14 protein-coding genes are annotated in these 14,065 nt (G+C 40.6%); 7 read left to right on the forward strand and 7 right to left on the reverse strand.

Features of this window, described 5'->3' with window-relative positions; translation table 11 throughout:
• Positions 1-76: 76 nt before the first annotated feature.
• Positions 77-322, forward strand: coding sequence for an RNA-binding protein (locus HC965_RS08810; RefSeq protein ID WP_007755457.1), 246 nt, complete (start codon positions 77-79; stop codon positions 320-322).
• Between the two features lie 70 nt (positions 323-392).
• Here the strand turns inward: HC965_RS08810 and HC965_RS08815 are convergent, their stop codons facing one another.
• The 5 genes from HC965_RS08815 to thiD all read right to left on the reverse strand — a co-directional run bounded on the left by HC965_RS08815 (position 393) and on the right by thiD (position 4,664).
• Positions 393-566, reverse strand: a complete 174-nt coding sequence (locus tag HC965_RS08815; protein WP_162842109.1) for a hypothetical protein — start codon at positions 564-566, stop codon at positions 393-395.
• A gap of 104 nt (positions 567-670) precedes the next feature.
• Positions 671-1,531: a succinate--CoA ligase subunit alpha gene (gene sucD / locus HC965_RS08820; RefSeq protein WP_191031143.1), complete on the reverse strand. Its 861-nt coding sequence runs from the start codon at positions 1,529-1,531 to the stop codon at positions 671-673.
• 33 nt (positions 1,532-1,564) lie between these two features.
• On the reverse strand, positions 1,565-2,695 hold the full coding sequence (gene sucC / locus HC965_RS08825) for an ADP-forming succinate--CoA ligase subunit beta (protein WP_191031144.1): 1,131 nt from the start codon (positions 2,693-2,695) through the stop codon (positions 1,565-1,567).
• Positions 2,696-2,889: 194 nt separating this feature from the next.
• Entirely contained in the window at positions 2,890-3,777 is an 888-nt protein-coding gene (fabD, locus tag HC965_RS08830) for an ACP S-malonyltransferase (RefSeq protein WP_191031145.1), read from the reverse strand.
• A gap of 50 nt (positions 3,778-3,827) precedes the next feature.
• Positions 3,828-4,664, reverse strand: coding sequence for a bifunctional hydroxymethylpyrimidine kinase/phosphomethylpyrimidine kinase (gene thiD, locus HC965_RS08835; RefSeq protein WP_191031146.1), 837 nt, complete (start codon positions 4,662-4,664; stop codon positions 3,828-3,830).
• Between the two features lie 340 nt (positions 4,665-5,004).
• Between thiD and HC965_RS08840 the strand changes: the two genes are divergently transcribed.
• The 6 genes from HC965_RS08840 to HC965_RS08865 all read left to right on the forward strand — a co-directional run bounded on the left by HC965_RS08840 (position 5,005) and on the right by HC965_RS08865 (position 12,314).
• On the forward strand, positions 5,005-5,736 hold the full coding sequence (locus HC965_RS08840) for an NUDIX domain-containing protein (RefSeq protein WP_191031147.1): 732 nt from the start codon (positions 5,005-5,007) through the stop codon (positions 5,734-5,736).
• 90 nt (positions 5,737-5,826) lie between these two features.
• Complete coding sequence (locus HC965_RS08845; protein WP_191031148.1) at positions 5,827-7,350, forward strand: xylulokinase; 1,524 nt, start codon at positions 5,827-5,829, stop codon at positions 7,348-7,350.
• A 42-nt stretch (positions 7,351-7,392) separates the two neighbouring features.
• Positions 7,393-8,709, forward strand: a complete 1,317-nt coding sequence (gene xylA, locus HC965_RS08850; RefSeq protein WP_191031149.1) for a xylose isomerase — start codon at positions 7,393-7,395, stop codon at positions 8,707-8,709.
• Between the two features lie 109 nt (positions 8,710-8,818).
• On the forward strand, positions 8,819-10,273 hold the full coding sequence (gene xylE / locus HC965_RS08855; protein WP_191031150.1) for a D-xylose transporter XylE: 1,455 nt from the start codon (positions 8,819-8,821) through the stop codon (positions 10,271-10,273).
• A 249-nt stretch (positions 10,274-10,522) separates the two neighbouring features.
• Entirely contained in the window at positions 10,523-11,416 is an 894-nt protein-coding gene (locus tag HC965_RS08860; RefSeq protein WP_191031151.1) for an agmatine deiminase family protein, read from the forward strand.
• Between the two features lie 157 nt (positions 11,417-11,573).
• The gene (locus tag HC965_RS08865; RefSeq protein WP_191031152.1) at positions 11,574-12,314 is read left to right on the forward strand and encodes a hypothetical protein; all 741 of its coding nucleotides are present in this window, start codon (positions 11,574-11,576) and stop codon (positions 12,312-12,314) included.
• 48 nt (positions 12,315-12,362) lie between these two features.
• Here the strand turns inward: HC965_RS08865 and HC965_RS08870 are convergent, their stop codons facing one another.
• Both HC965_RS08870 and HC965_RS08875 read right to left on the reverse strand, forming a co-directional pair.
• Complete coding sequence (locus HC965_RS08870; protein ID WP_191031153.1) at positions 12,363-13,256, reverse strand: GyrI-like domain-containing protein; 894 nt, start codon at positions 13,254-13,256, stop codon at positions 12,363-12,365.
• A 42-nt stretch (positions 13,257-13,298) separates the two neighbouring features.
• Positions 13,299-13,931, reverse strand: a complete 633-nt coding sequence (locus HC965_RS08875; RefSeq protein WP_191031154.1) for an HU family DNA-binding protein — start codon at positions 13,929-13,931, stop codon at positions 13,299-13,301.
• Between the last annotated feature and the right edge of the window lie 134 nt (positions 13,932-14,065).

Below are 14,065 nucleotides of genomic sequence, written 5' to 3' on the forward strand. Positions count from 1 at the left end.
TTGAGCATATCCATCTCTAATTTAGATCTTCCCAAAACTTTCTTGTTGAATTATTAATTTTTTATATTTGTATTTTATGAATTTGTACATTGGAAATCTTAGCTATAACGTTAAGGAATCAGACTTGAGAAATGTAATGGAAGAGTATGGAACAGTTGCTTCAGTAAAGTTAATCACAGACCGTGAAACTAGAAGATCAAAAGGTTTTGCGTTTATCGAAATGCCGGATGATACAGAAGCTAACAATGCTATCAAACAATTGAATGGTGCTGAATATGTAGGTCGTTCAATGGTAGTAAAAGAAGCTTTGCCAAGAAACTAAGACTGGATATACAGCCGATAATAAAGAAGGGCGTGTCAGGATAAACTGACACGCCCTTTTTCTGTTCCAGCTAGTCCTCATTATTATCTTCTTCATCATCCACCAGGTTATTGAGTTCCAGTTCCAGGTCTACCAGTTCTTGTTCCCATAACTTCAGGATATTCTTTGGCGTATCCTTAGCCGCTTTCTTTATTCTTTCCTGTGCCAGGGATACTTCATGCTCCAATTGCCTACGTCTGCCCATATTGTTCTAATTTTTAAGTTATGAAATAAAAACAAACGAAAGAAAGAAATGGTTCGGCAGAATATGTGACTAAATAAACTGCTGGATAAATGAATGCTTTCTTGCTATCTTTTCAGTAATTCTGGTATATCCGAAGGTTCTTTCGCTACCCGGATACCGGCAGCTTCCAGTGCTTTGACCTTCTCTTCTGCCGAACCGGAACTTCCTGATATAATGGCTCCCGCATGTCCCATCTGTTTTCCCGGAGGAGCGGACTGCCCGGAAATAAATGCCACAACAGGTTTGCTGACATTCTGACGAATATACTCGGCAGCCTGTTCTTCCGCGTTTCCACCGATCTCTCCAATCAGGACGATAGCTTCTGTTTCCGGATCGTTCTGAAACATCTCCAGTAATTGGAGGAAATGCAGTCCTACGACAGGATCACCACCGATGCCGATAGCGGTGGATTGTCCCATGCCATTGGCGGTCAAGTGATATACTATTTCATATGTGAGTGTTCCGCTGCGGCTGATAACTCCAACCTTTCCTTCCTTGAATACTTGTCCCGGCAGGATGCCAACCATACTTTTTCCCGGAGAAATAAGTCCCGGACAGTTTGGCCCAATCAACATGGCGCCTTTCTCTTCAACAAACCGGTGCGCTTTAATCACATCCAGTGTAGGAATCCCTTCTGCGATGCAGACAATCAACTGAATACCTGCATCTGCCGCTTCCATGATAGCATCCGCCGCAAAACGTGCCGGAACGAAGATGATGGAAGTATTAGCCTGTGTCTGTTCGACAGCTTCATACATGGTGTTGAATACCGGAATACCGTCTACGTCCGTTCCACCTTTGCCCGGAGAAGTCCCGCCAACTACATTGGTTCCGTATTCTTTCATCTTTTTGGCGTGGAAAAGTCCGTCTCTGCCTGTGATTCCTTGTACAATCAAGCGAGTGGATTTATCTATTAATATGCTCATAATTGTTTTACTTTTAAAGTGATTCGTTATGTATTATGACTTCAAAGCCATCAACGCTGCTTCTTTCATGGTCGTGGCTATCTGAAAACGGCTATGATTCCGCAGCAGCTCCCGTCCGATATTCTCATTAGTGCCTGTAAGCCGGACGATGACAGGTATATCGCTCTTTATCATGTCGAATGCCTGGATAAGTCCCAATGCCACATCATCACAGCGGGTGATTCCGCCGAAAATATTAATCAGAACCACTTTGACTTTTTCGTCCTGCAATAGGAGCTTCATGGCTTCCACTACTTTAAGTGGGTTGGAACTGCCACCGATATCCAGAAAGTTGGCCGGATTTCCACCGTGCAGTTTAATCATATCCATTGTAGCCATGGCAAGTCCGGCGCCATTCACCATGCAGCCGATATTGCCGTCCATATGAACATAACTGAATCCTTTATCTTTCGCATTTGCTTCAACCTTTTCTTCTTCCGTCGGGTCAAATAATGCTTGTATGCCCGGATGGCGGTAAAGAGCATTATCGTCAAAAACAATCTTGGCATCAATAGCTATCAGCGTACCCTTTGCGGTGAGTGCCAACGGATTGACTTCCACCAATGATGCATCGTTTTCTATAAATACTTTATAAAGTTCCTGAAGGATAACGGCCATTCTGCCTGCCTGTTCCATCTGTGGAAAAAGGGAGAAGGCGAAACGCCGTGCTAAATAATCAGGAAGGCCGATAAACGGATCTATTGAATACCGGATGATTTTCTCCGGAGTTCGCCGGGCTACTTCTTCAATGTCCATTCCACCGGATGCGCTCAGCATAAGAACAACGGAACGTGTATTCCGGTCGATAGTAAAGCCGACATAATATTCGGCTGCAATATCAATGGCTTCACTCACCAGTACCTGATTGACGGGGAGCCCTTTTATGCTCATCCCAAGAATATTTTTTGCTTCCTGATAGGCATCTTCCATGTTATCTACCACTTTGACTCCACCGGCTTTTCCCCGGCCACCCGTCAATACTTGCGCTTTAATAACGACTCTGTCCGTCCCGATAGTCCGAAACGCGGCTACAACACCCGCGGCTGTACGGCATAGCGTGTGCCTCTCAACAGGTATTCCATACTTGGAGAAAATCTCTTTCGCTTGATATTCATGTGTTTTCATGGCTCACAAATTTGAGTAAATGATTCCTACTAATAAAACAGAAGCAAGATACGGAAAGTTTACTGAAAAGAATTCTGCTTGAATGTTTTAGAACATGTTAGTATCCTTTTGGTATGAAGATTGAGAATAAAAAAAGCGTGTTGACAATCCTGCCAACACGCTGTAAACTAATGAATAGTGTATTTTACTGACGTTTATGCAATGCCATGAGCACTAACAGAACCGTCTATCTTTTTAATCAATCCCTGAAGTACTGCACCCGGGCCACATTCTGTGAAATCAGTAGCGCCGTCAGCAATCATATTCTTCACTGATTGAGTCCAACGTACAGAAGCAGTCAACTGAGCAACCAGGTTTTTCTTAATTTCGGCAGGATCAGTATGAGGGAGGGCATCTACATTCTGATATACCGGACATTTGGGAGCATGAATTTCTGTTGCCTTGATAGCAGCTTCCAGTTCTACTTTAGCAGGATCCATTAACGGAGAGTGGAAAGCACCACCCACTTTCAACGGAAGAGCGCGTTTTGCTCCGGCAGCTTTCATCAGTTCACAAGCTTTCTCGATACCTGGTATAGAGCCGGAGATAACGATTTGTCCCGGACAGTTGTAGTTGGCAGGTACACAAACTTCACCTTCTGCATTTACAGACGCACAGATTTCTTCTACTTTTTCATCCGCCAAAGCGATAATGGCAGCCATGGTAGAAGGAGTTGCTTCGCAAGCCTTCTGCATAGCCATTGCACGTGCGTAAACCAATTTCAAACCATCTTCGAAGCTCAAAGCACCGGCAGCTACCAATGCAGAGAATTCGCCGAGGGAGTGTCCCGCAGTCATTTCCGGTTTGAAGTCGTCTCCCATGCAAAGAGCAGAGATAACAGAATGAAGGAATACGGCAGGTTGAGTAACCTTTGTCTGACGCAGGTCTTCGTCTGTACCGTTGAACATGATATCTGTAATGCGATATCCAAGGATATCATTTGCTTTTTCAAACAATTCTTTTGCTAAAGCTGAGTTTTCATACAGGTCTTTACCCATTCCTACGAATTGAGCGCCTTGCCCGGGAAATACAAATGCTTTCATATTTTTATTATTTAATTGATTTTTAATTGCGGGTGCAAAGTTACGGATTTTTATGATATGACCGCACAAAATGTACACATTTGTGCAATGGAGTCAGGAAAATGCCATAACGGTCCGTTGCCATGACCGATGTGCAAATCCTTGCCTGCAATGATTGCCTGGGTGATATAGGCTTTGGCATGTTGGATGGCTTCCCGCATGGGATAGCCTTTTGCCAGGTTGGTGGCAATAGCAGAGGAGAGGGTGCAACCTGTTCCGTGCAGATTATTGCTTTCTATCTTTTTTTCTTCATATATATGATATATGGATTCGGCAGTGTGAAGAAGGTCGAACATTGCGTCGCCTTCCAGGTGCCCGCCTTTTATTAAAATGCCGGTATGGAAATTATCTGTCAATATTTTAGCTGCTTCCTGCATCTCCCGGATGTTATGGATGCTTTTGCCCGTGAGCACAGTTGCTTCATCAATATTGGGAGTGAGTAAGGTAACGAGCGGCAATAACTCTCTTTTTATTTCTTCTATGGCTTCATCCGTCATCAGTTTTCGTCCGCTGGTAGATACCATAACCGGGTCATATACCACGTATTCCGGCGCATACTTTCGCAGGCAATCGGCAATGACATGAACAATCTGAATATCATTCACCATGCCTATCTTTATAGCAACAGGCTGAAGGTCTTCCATCACAGCCTCTATTTGTCCGCGTACAATTTCAGGAGACATAGCTTGCACGGCACGTACTCCCAGTGTGTTTTGTACGGTAACTGCGGTGATGGCTGATGCTGCATATCCGCCTAAAGCCGAGATTGTTTTTATATCTGCCTGAATACCTGCGCCACCCGAACAATCGGAGCCGGCAATGGATAAAATGACTGGAGGATGTTCCATTTTAGTTTTTTTAATATTTACCGGCAAAGATAGGATAAAAAACGATAAGGTACAAAATAGCATATCGTTTAAAGTACAATAAGTACCCTTGTTGCAGCTAACTGGAATCTGTATGAAAAGTGCTGATAATAAAGCGTAAATCTGGTTTTTGTACTTTATACAATTACTCATCCCGAAAATGACTAAAATACATATTGTAAATCATAAGATAACACCCTCCGTACATATTGTAGTATGTATGATATGTATTTATGTGAAAAACAATGTTTTATAGCATATTTGATAAACTTGTTTTGATGGTATTTCCCCTCTATATTTGCATCGTCTTAAAGAAATATATATGCAGAATATACAGAAAAATACCCCTTTGGCCAACAATCACATATCAGTAGACTGTGTAGTGATTGGTTTTGACGGAGAACAACTGAAAGTATTACTTGTAAAACGTGCAGGTGAAGAAAACGGTGAGGTATATCACGATATGAAACTTCCCGGAAGTCTTATATATATGGATGAAGATTTGGATGAAGCTGCACAACGCGTATTATTTGAATTGACAGGACTTAAAAATGTGAACCTGATGCAGTTCAAAGCATTCGGTTCTAAAAACAGGACCAGTAATCCCAAAGACGTACGTTGGCTGGAACGTGCCATGCAGTCGAGGGTGGAACGTATTGTGACTATCGCTTATCTGTCAATGGTAAAGATAGACCGTGCACTGGATAAGAACCTGGATGAGCATCTGGCTTGCTGGATTGCCTTGAAAGATGCCAAGACTTTAGCTTTCGACCATGATTTAATTATCCGGGAGGCAATGACTTATATTCGGCAGTTTGTGGAATTCAATCCTTCTATGCTATTCGAATTGCTTCCTCGTAAATTTACGGCTGCACAATTAAGAACTCTTTTTGAGTTGGTATATGATAAGCCTGTGGATGTACGCAATTTCCATAAGAAGATAGCCATGATGGAATATGTGGTTCCTTTGGAGGAAAAACAACAGGGAGTGGCTCACCGTGCCGCTCGTTATTATAAATTCGATAAGAAGATATATAATAAGGTAAGGCGGTAAGCTTAATTCAAGTATTAAGTATCAGATATTAAGTATTATGCGTTAAGTATTAAATAGTAACTAGTAAATCGTTAAATCGTAAATATCATCATGTTTCTATTAGGTTATGACATAGGTAGCTCGTCTGTAAAAGCGAGTTTGGTAAATGCTGAGACAGGCAAATGTGTATCATCGGCATTTTTCCCGAAAACAGAAGCGAATATTATCGCAGTAAATCCCGGATGGGCTGAACAAGACCCGGAAAGTTGGTGGGAAAACTTGAAGTTGGCTACGCAGGCTATTATGACTGAATCGGGTGTCAGTGCTGCCGAAATTAAAGCTATCGGTATTTCTTATCAAATGCATGGGCTGGTGTGTGTTGACAAGAATCAGCATGTATTGCGTCCTGCTATTATTTGGTGTGACTCTCGTGCCGTGCCTTACGGACAAAAAGCATTTGAGACAATAGGAGAGGAGAAATGTCTTTCCCATCTGTTGAACTCTCCGGGTAATTTTACTGCTTCCAAACTGGCATGGATTAAAGTTAATGAACCTGCCATCTATGAGCAGATTTACAAGATAATGCTTCCGGGTGATTATATCGCCATGAAACTAAGCGGAGAAATCTGTACAACAGTTTCCGGCCTTTCGGAAGGAATGTTTTGGGATTTCAAGAACAACCGGGTAGCTGATTTCTTAATGGACTACTACGGATCTGATTCTTCTTTGATTGCGGATATCAAACCGACTTTTGCAGAGCAGGGACGTGTCAATGCTGCGACAGCCAAAGAACTGGGACTGAAAGAAGGAACTCCAATCACATACCGTGCCGGTGACCAGCCTAATAATGCCCTTTCTCTGAATGTATTCAATCCGGGCGAGATAGCTTCTACGGCAGGAACATCAGGAGTGGTTTATGGAGTAAACGGTGAAGTGAACTATGATCCTCAATCACGTGTCAACACTTTTGCACACGTCAATCATACAATCGACCAGACTCGTTTGGGTGTATTACTTTGTATTAATGGAACAGGTATTCTTAATTCATGGGTAAAGCGTAACATTGCTCCTGAAGGAATATCGTATAATGAAATGAATGTGCTGGCCTCTAAAGCTCCTATCGGCAGTGCGGGAATCAGTATCCTTCCATTCGGCAATGGCGCCGAACGTATGCTGAACAATAAGGAAATCGGTTGCAGTATTCGCGGACTGGACTTCAATGCACATGGCAAGCACCATATCATTCGTGCTGCCCAGGAAGGTATCGTGTTCTCTTTCAAGTATGGTATTGATATTATGGAACAGATGGGTATCCCTGTGAAGATGATTCATGCCGGACACGCCAATATGTTCTTAAGTTCGATATTCCGTGATACGTTGGCAGGAGTAACGGGAGCCACTATCGAGCTTTATGATACGGACGGTTCGGTAGGTGCAGCGAAAGGTGCGGGCATCGGTGCAGGTATCTACAAAGATAATAATGAAGCATTTGCTACCCTCGACAAGTTGGATGTGATTGAACCTAATGTAGCTAAACGTCAGGAATATGCGGACGCATATGCTAAATGGAAGCATCGTTTAGAAAAATCTATGACCGACAAGGTGCCCGCTCCGGTTCTCTCTTCAGATAAATAACTAATGATATATAAATAATAACCATTTAAAAATAAAAGAATTATGGCAACAAAAGAATTTTTCCCGGGAATTGAAAAGATTAAGTTCGAAGGTAAAGATAGTAAGAACCCGATGGCATTCCGTTACTATGATGCTGAAAAGGTAATCAACGGTAAGAAGATGAAAGATTGGTTGAGATTCGCCATGGCATGGTGGCATACATTGTGTGCAGAAGGCGGTGACCAATTCGGTGGCGGAACAAAACAATTCCCTTGGAATGGTAATGTAGATGCTGTTCAGGCTGCAAAAGATAAAATGGACGCAGGTTTTGAATTCATGCAGAAAATTGGTATCGAATACTACTGTTTCCATGACGTAGACTTGGTATCTGAAGGTGCTAGCGTCGAAGAATACGAAGCAAACTTGAAAGCAATCGTAGCTTACGCAAAACAGAAACAAGCTGAAACAGGAATCAAACTGTTGTGGGGTACTGCAAATGTATTCGGTCATGCCCGTTATATGAATGGTGCTGCTACTAATCCTGATTTTGATGTTGTAGCCCGTGCTGCTATTCAGATTAAGAATGCGATTGACGCAACTATCGAACTTGGTGGTCAGAATTATGTATTCTGGGGTGGACGTGAAGGTTATATGTCTCTTCTGAACACAGACCAGAAACGTGAAAAAGAACACTTGGCACAGATGTTGACTATCGCTCGCGACTATGCCCGTGCTCGTGGCTTCAAAGGTACTTTCCTGATTGAACCGAAACCGATGGAACCGACTAAACATCAGTATGATGTAGATACGGAAACTGTAATCGGCTTCCTGAAAGCTCATGGTTTGGATAAAGACTTTAAAGTAAATATCGAAGTGAACCACGCTACTTTGGCAGGTCATACTTTCGAACACGAATTGGCAGTAGCGGTAGACAACGGTATGTTAGGTTCTATCGACGCTAACCGTGGTGACTATCAGAACGGATGGGATACAGACCAGTTCCCGATTGACAACTACGAATTGACTCAAGCAATGATGCAGATTATCCGCAACGGTGGTTTGGGTAATGGTGGAACAAACTTCGATGCTAAGACTCGTCGTAACTCTACTGACCTGGAAGATATCTTCATCGCTCACATTGCAGGTATGGACGCTATGGCTCGCGCATTGGAAAGTGCAGCAGCTTTGTTGAACGAGTCTCCGTACAAGAAAATGTTGTCTGACCGTTACGCTTCATTTGACGGTGGTAAAGGTAAGGAATTTGAAGATGGCAAGCTGACTTTGGAAGACGTAGTTGCTTATGCTAAAGCAAACGGTGAACCGAAGCAGACTAGTGGCAAACAAGAACTTTATGAAGCAATCCTGAATATGTATTGCTAATTAAAATCTAATACTAAGACGATAGGGCAGTGGTGAACTGCTGCTTTATCGCCTTCTTTTTATATCTAATCCAACTACTACACACTACTTTATCCAACTTATAGAAACTATGAACAATACAACGAACGAAGGAAGCAAACTTTATTTGTATTCCATCACATCCGTTGCTATCCTGGGCGGACTGCTTTTCGGTTACGACACGGCAGTTATCTCCGGCGCAGAAAAAGGCTTGGAAGCTTTTTTCCTTTCAGCCTCTGATTTCCAATATAATAAAGTAATGCATGGAATTACTTCATCCAGTGCATTGATAGGCTGCGTGCTTGGTGGTGCTCTCTCCGGTATATTCGCTTCCCGCTTGGGACGCCGTAATTCGTTGAGACTTGCCGCCGTACTTTTTTTCCTTTCAGCATTAGGTTCTTACTATCCGGAATTCCTGTTTTTCGAATACGGAAAACCGAATATGGACTTGCTGATTACATTTAATCTTTATCGTGTCTTAGGTGGTATCGGCGTCGGACTGGCATCTGCCGTTTGTCCGATGTATATCGCGGAAATAGCCCCTTCCAACATCCGTGGAACACTTGTTTCGTGCAACCAGTTTGCCATTATCTTTGGTATGTTGGTGGTGTATTTTGTGAATTACCTGATTATGGGCGACCACCAGAATCCTGTTATCCTGAAAGATGCTGCCGGAGTTTTATCAGTTAGCTCCGAATCTGATATGTGGACTGTATTTGAAGGCTGGCGTTATATGTTCGGCTCTGAGGCTTTCCCTGCCGCTTTCTTCGGTCTGTTACTATTCTTTGTGCCGAAAACTCCCCGTTATCTGGTATTGGTACAACAAGATGAAAAAGCTTACTCCATTCTGGAAAAAATCAACGGTAAGACAAAAGCGCAGGAAATCCTTAATGATATTAAAGCTACTGCTCACGAAAAGACAGAGAAACTTTTTACTTATGGAGTGGCAGTAATTGTTATCGGTATTCTTCTTTCCGTATTCCAACAGGCTATCGGCATCAATGCGGTGCTTTACTATGCTCCGCGTATTTTTGAAAATGCAGGTGCAGAAGGTGGCGGTATGATGCAGACTGTTATTATGGGTATTGTAAACATTATCTTCACACTGGTTGCAATCTTCACCGTAGACCGTTTCGGACGTAAACCGTTATTGATTATCGGTTCTATTGGTATGGCAGTAGGGGCATTTGCAGTGGCAATGTGTGATAGCATGGCTATAAAGGGAATCTTCCCGGTACTTTCAGTTATCGTATATGCCGCATTCTTCATGATGTCATGGGGGCCGATTTGCTGGGTACTGATTTCAGAAATCTTCCCGAATACAATCCGCGGCAAGGCAGTTGCCATCGCCGTAGCTTTCCAATGGATATTCAATTATATTATATCTTCCACTTTCCCGGCATTGTACGATTTCAGTCCGATGTTCGCATATAGCCTTTACGGAATTATCTGTGTAGCGGCTGCTATCTTCGTATGGCGTTGGGTACCCGAAACGAAAGGCAAGACACTGGAAGATATGAGCAAACTTTGGAAGAAAAACAAGTAAATTAGGTTAGTGTAATTTCATCGTGTCGTCAGGATTTCAGTGTGACGGCAGGATTCTATCAAGATTATGACATCATGCCAATGGTATGGTGTCATAATCATTTATATGCATATCTTTCAGTAAATCAATAGCTTATTTTGCATGATTGATGCAATAACCAACAGTTTTGCATTTTTGAGTAAATGCATAGTCTGACAATGCGCTTATCTTTGCATTGTAAAATTTGAAAAGTCACATTATTGAAAGATTATGATAACAGAGCAGCATAAAGATACCGTTTATTTTTCAAACCTTTTCGCAAGGCACTATCCTGAAATTTATGGAGATTTATCCGATATTCTTTCTCGTCATCATGTAGCACATGGTACATTGATGCACACTAAAGATTATTGGTGTCGAGACTATATGCCAATACAATGGGGGTATAAAACTTATATTCAATTCCGTTATGAACCCGATTATTTAGCAGACAAACCACAGTATAAAACTAATATTAATCCTGTATTGAAGGCTATGAGGGAAAGAATGAATATTACGCAATCTCCACTTATAATTGATGGTGGAAACGTGGTTGTGTGTGAAGTAAAAGAACCATATATGAAAGATTGGAGACCAATTATTATTATGACAGAAAAGGTATTTCAGGAAAATTCTCTGATTGATCGGAAAGAAGTGCTCGCAATATTAAAAAAGAATTTTTATGGGGCGGAGATTGTATTTCTGCCATGGGACAAATCTGATGTCTGTGGTCATACAGATGGGATTATTCATAATGTTGGTGATGGCAAGGTTTTGGTTAATCTGAATGCCTATCCCCTGAAAATAGCACGAGAGATGAGACGTAGATTGAGTAAATTTTTTGTGGTTGTAGATTTAAAACTTAGTGAGTATCATCATAATAGTTGGGCATATATAAACATGCTTCAGACACGTGACGTAATCATTGTTCCCGGACTTGGACTACCGACAGACAGAGAAGCATTAGAACAGATAAAAGAATTGCATCCTTCTTATGAAGGTCAAATCTATCAGGTAAATATCGCTTCGATTGTAGAGAAATGGGGAGGTGCATTGAATTGTTTGTCTTGGACTATGAGTAAATATATATCTGGCTTAGAGTGGTTGCTTGAATTTGATGAATAAGTGATGGCTGTCACTACAAACAAGATAATTCATAAACTCAAAATGTCGTTGATTATTTAATATCATCTAAGCGTGAAACAAAAAGTCAATATGTTCGACATAAATTTACACTAAAAAGATTATCTTTACCCAAAGAAACATTAACCTTATAATAATCATGGATACTTTAAAAAAAGAAATTGCAATATTAAGGCAATGTAGTGACTTTAAGGAAATAGAGAAACAACTTCAAACGATTAATAAATTGATAGTTACAAATTATATGTTTGAGTTGAGTAACGGGCTACGGATTTATCCAATTGAAGTAGAAGCTTATTTTAAAGATTCAAAGTTTAATGATGAGTCTGTGCATGGAAATGAACTGCAAAAAAATAATTATGGAAGATTTTATGTCCATCGTACAGGTAAAACGGAGGATTCAAAAATTAAAGGTGGAACAAGAGGAGGCGTTGATATTTGTTTGTCTGATGATGTTGATACATATTATGGTATTCTGATAAGAAGCGCAAAGTTTGATGATGGTACAACTAAATTTGGCCCGAATAATGTTTTAAAATTTATTATTGAAGATAAGAATGTAGATTATAAAACTTTGGAAAATGATTTTGTTTTAAAAGAAGCTGTTGAAGATTGTCGTGATAGGGAAAATAAATCAATTATCTTACATTCGACACGCTTTGGCCTAGGTAGAAAACAAAGTGATGATTTCAAAGATTTGCAATTGCGGACAATAGTGGGATTACTGCTCTCGTCTTATGCATACAAGGAAAAGGAAAATGTGTTCAGGAACTATATTGTTAATGAAAACTTATCAAAAAAAGAAGCTGAAAAGAGATCTATTGACATTCTAGGGTATTGTCCTAAGTCTTTGATAAAAAGTATATATGAGGTATTATAGCTATTAATTTTATATAAGGGTGATAAATATATGTCACCCTTATATGAATTAGCGAACGATTGGAATCCAGATTTCAGTAAGAAGTCCTTTCGTATCTGTGTCAGTAGGGGAATTCAAGTAATGTTCTAAAACAGGAGTTTCTCCTAAGCGGTAAGATTGTGGTAATTGTTTCAATATTGTTTCATAAAAAGCATCTAACAATACGTAATCTCCTTGATGGGTATAGACTGCATATGTGCTTTGTGGCAGCTCCATATACTTTATTTGACTGGTAAGAGAAGGATTGAATCCTGTTTCTTTTTGAATAGTCATGCAAGCATAAAAACGGCATTTTTCTGATGAGGTAATACCTGTATCGTCATAAGCTATGCCCCAATAATCTTCCTTATCTGGTAATAAAGAGTTTTCTTCTGCATATTTATATAGGTAATCCCAAGTTTCTGTTTCAAAAGTAGCCGTATTGCAGGTTTCATAATCACCGATATAAGATAAAAATAAGACAGGTATTGTTTCGGATTCCACTATACGGCAAGGAGGGATAGGTGAAGGATAAACATGTGCTGTTTCCAATAATTTCTTTTGTAATTCTCGAGGAGTAAGATTGTATTTTTTTTGAAGTGTATTATTAAACGCTGGTTGGTTGGCAAATCCAATATATTCATATATTTCAGTTATACTCATATTATTGTCTTTGAGTAACTGCTGGGCATATTCCATGCGTGTGCGAATGATATATTGATGTAATGATTCGCTTGTATAAGCTTTAAACATCAACTGAAGGTTACGAACAGACATACATGCTATTTTAGCTAATTCAGGTATGGATAACAAACGGTTGAACTCATCCGCCGTTTTACCTGTCCAATTCTTTTGTATCATGGAATTTAGATAATGAAGAATTGTTTCAATTTGTCCTTGATAGGAGAATTTGTTAGAACTCATATTTTTTTACTTTATATGCATATCTTTCAGTAAATCAATAGCTTATTTTGCATCAACTATATTTCTGGATATTCCAAACCATCCCGGCACAGGAAAATAAAAAGGAGAACGAAGATACCCCGGATGGGATAATTTCCCTTCATCCACCCGTTTCTGTAATCTGCGAAGCGCAGTTGCCTTCCGTAACCCACAGATAGAGCAAAGCTGTTGTGTAGTGATGTAAGAGTTGTCTCTAAAAAACTCTGCCAGTTTTCCATCAATTTCTATATCGCTTAATTCTTGTGAACGCCGGGGCTCGCTCACTTTCTCAAAAGTGGTAGCTTTTAATTCACGAAGCAAGTCTTTCTCCGGTGTGAAGACGATTCCACTGCAATGGACGTTTTCGGCACGCATCTCTTTTGGAGAACGTACTTCAGGAGATTCAGCCTTGATACGGAATGAACCGACCCCGGGAATATGAATGCTGTTACCATTGGATAATTCTTGTTTGAAAACATCTGCGAACTCTATAAAAGAGCCTATTACGTCGCTTTGTCTTAAACTACTTCTGGATTCAATCCTTTCGGCAATATCCTCTAGTGTAATGGTATCCCGTACGACCAGTCGGGCGTGATATCTCGTTTTATTGGAGTCTTTGGGTTGAGGAGTCAGGAAGAAATCATAAAGTGCATTCATTGCTTTAGTTGTTTTGTGCGCATCAATTAGCAGATTTACGCAGTTGTTTTATTTTTTTGTGCCTATCTATTGATTGGCTCACATTATGTGCAACAGCTAACTCACATATTGTGCAACAACTGTTGCTCATTATG

It is taken from the genome of Bacteroides sp. GM023 (genome assembly GCF_014750685.1).
Classification (GTDB): Bacteria; Bacteroidota; Bacteroidia; order Bacteroidales; family Bacteroidaceae; genus Bacteroides.

Excerpts from the sequence above, each read along its gene's own strand:
- HC965_RS08875 (WP_191031154.1), bottom strand. The coding sequence starts at position 13,931 with ATGAATGCACTTTATGATTTCTTCCTGACTCCTCAACCCAAAGACTCC.
- HC965_RS08815 (WP_162842109.1), bottom strand. The coding sequence starts at position 566 with ATGGGCAGACGTAGGCAATTGGAGCATGAAGTATCCCTGGCACAGGAA.
- sucC (WP_191031144.1), bottom strand. The coding sequence starts at position 2,695 with ATGAAAACACATGAATATCAAGCGAAAGAGATTTTCTCCAAGTATGGA.
- fabD (WP_191031145.1), bottom strand. The coding sequence starts at position 3,777 with ATGAAAGCATTTGTATTTCCCGGGCAAGGCGCTCAATTCGTAGGAATG.
- HC965_RS08845 (WP_191031148.1), top strand. The coding sequence starts at position 5,827 with ATGTTTCTATTAGGTTATGACATAGGTAGCTCGTCTGTAAAAGCGAGT.
- HC965_RS08865 (WP_191031152.1), top strand. The coding sequence starts at position 11,574 with ATGGATACTTTAAAAAAAGAAATTGCAATATTAAGGCAATGTAGTGAC.
- HC965_RS08810 (WP_007755457.1), top strand. The coding sequence starts at position 77 with ATGAATTTGTACATTGGAAATCTTAGCTATAACGTTAAGGAATCAGAC.
- thiD (WP_191031146.1), bottom strand. The coding sequence starts at position 4,664 with ATGGAACATCCTCCAGTCATTTTATCCATTGCCGGCTCCGATTGTTCG.
- HC965_RS08840 (WP_191031147.1), top strand. The coding sequence starts at position 5,005 with ATGCAGAATATACAGAAAAATACCCCTTTGGCCAACAATCACATATCA.
- sucD (WP_191031143.1), bottom strand. The coding sequence starts at position 1,531 with ATGAGCATATTAATAGATAAATCCACTCGCTTGATTGTACAAGGAATC.
- xylE (WP_191031150.1), top strand. The coding sequence starts at position 8,819 with ATGAACAATACAACGAACGAAGGAAGCAAACTTTATTTGTATTCCATC.
- HC965_RS08870 (WP_191031153.1), bottom strand. The coding sequence starts at position 13,256 with ATGAGTTCTAACAAATTCTCCTATCAAGGACAAATTGAAACAATTCTT.
- xylA (WP_191031149.1), top strand. The coding sequence starts at position 7,393 with ATGGCAACAAAAGAATTTTTCCCGGGAATTGAAAAGATTAAGTTCGAA.
- HC965_RS08860 (WP_191031151.1), top strand. The coding sequence starts at position 10,523 with ATGATAACAGAGCAGCATAAAGATACCGTTTATTTTTCAAACCTTTTC.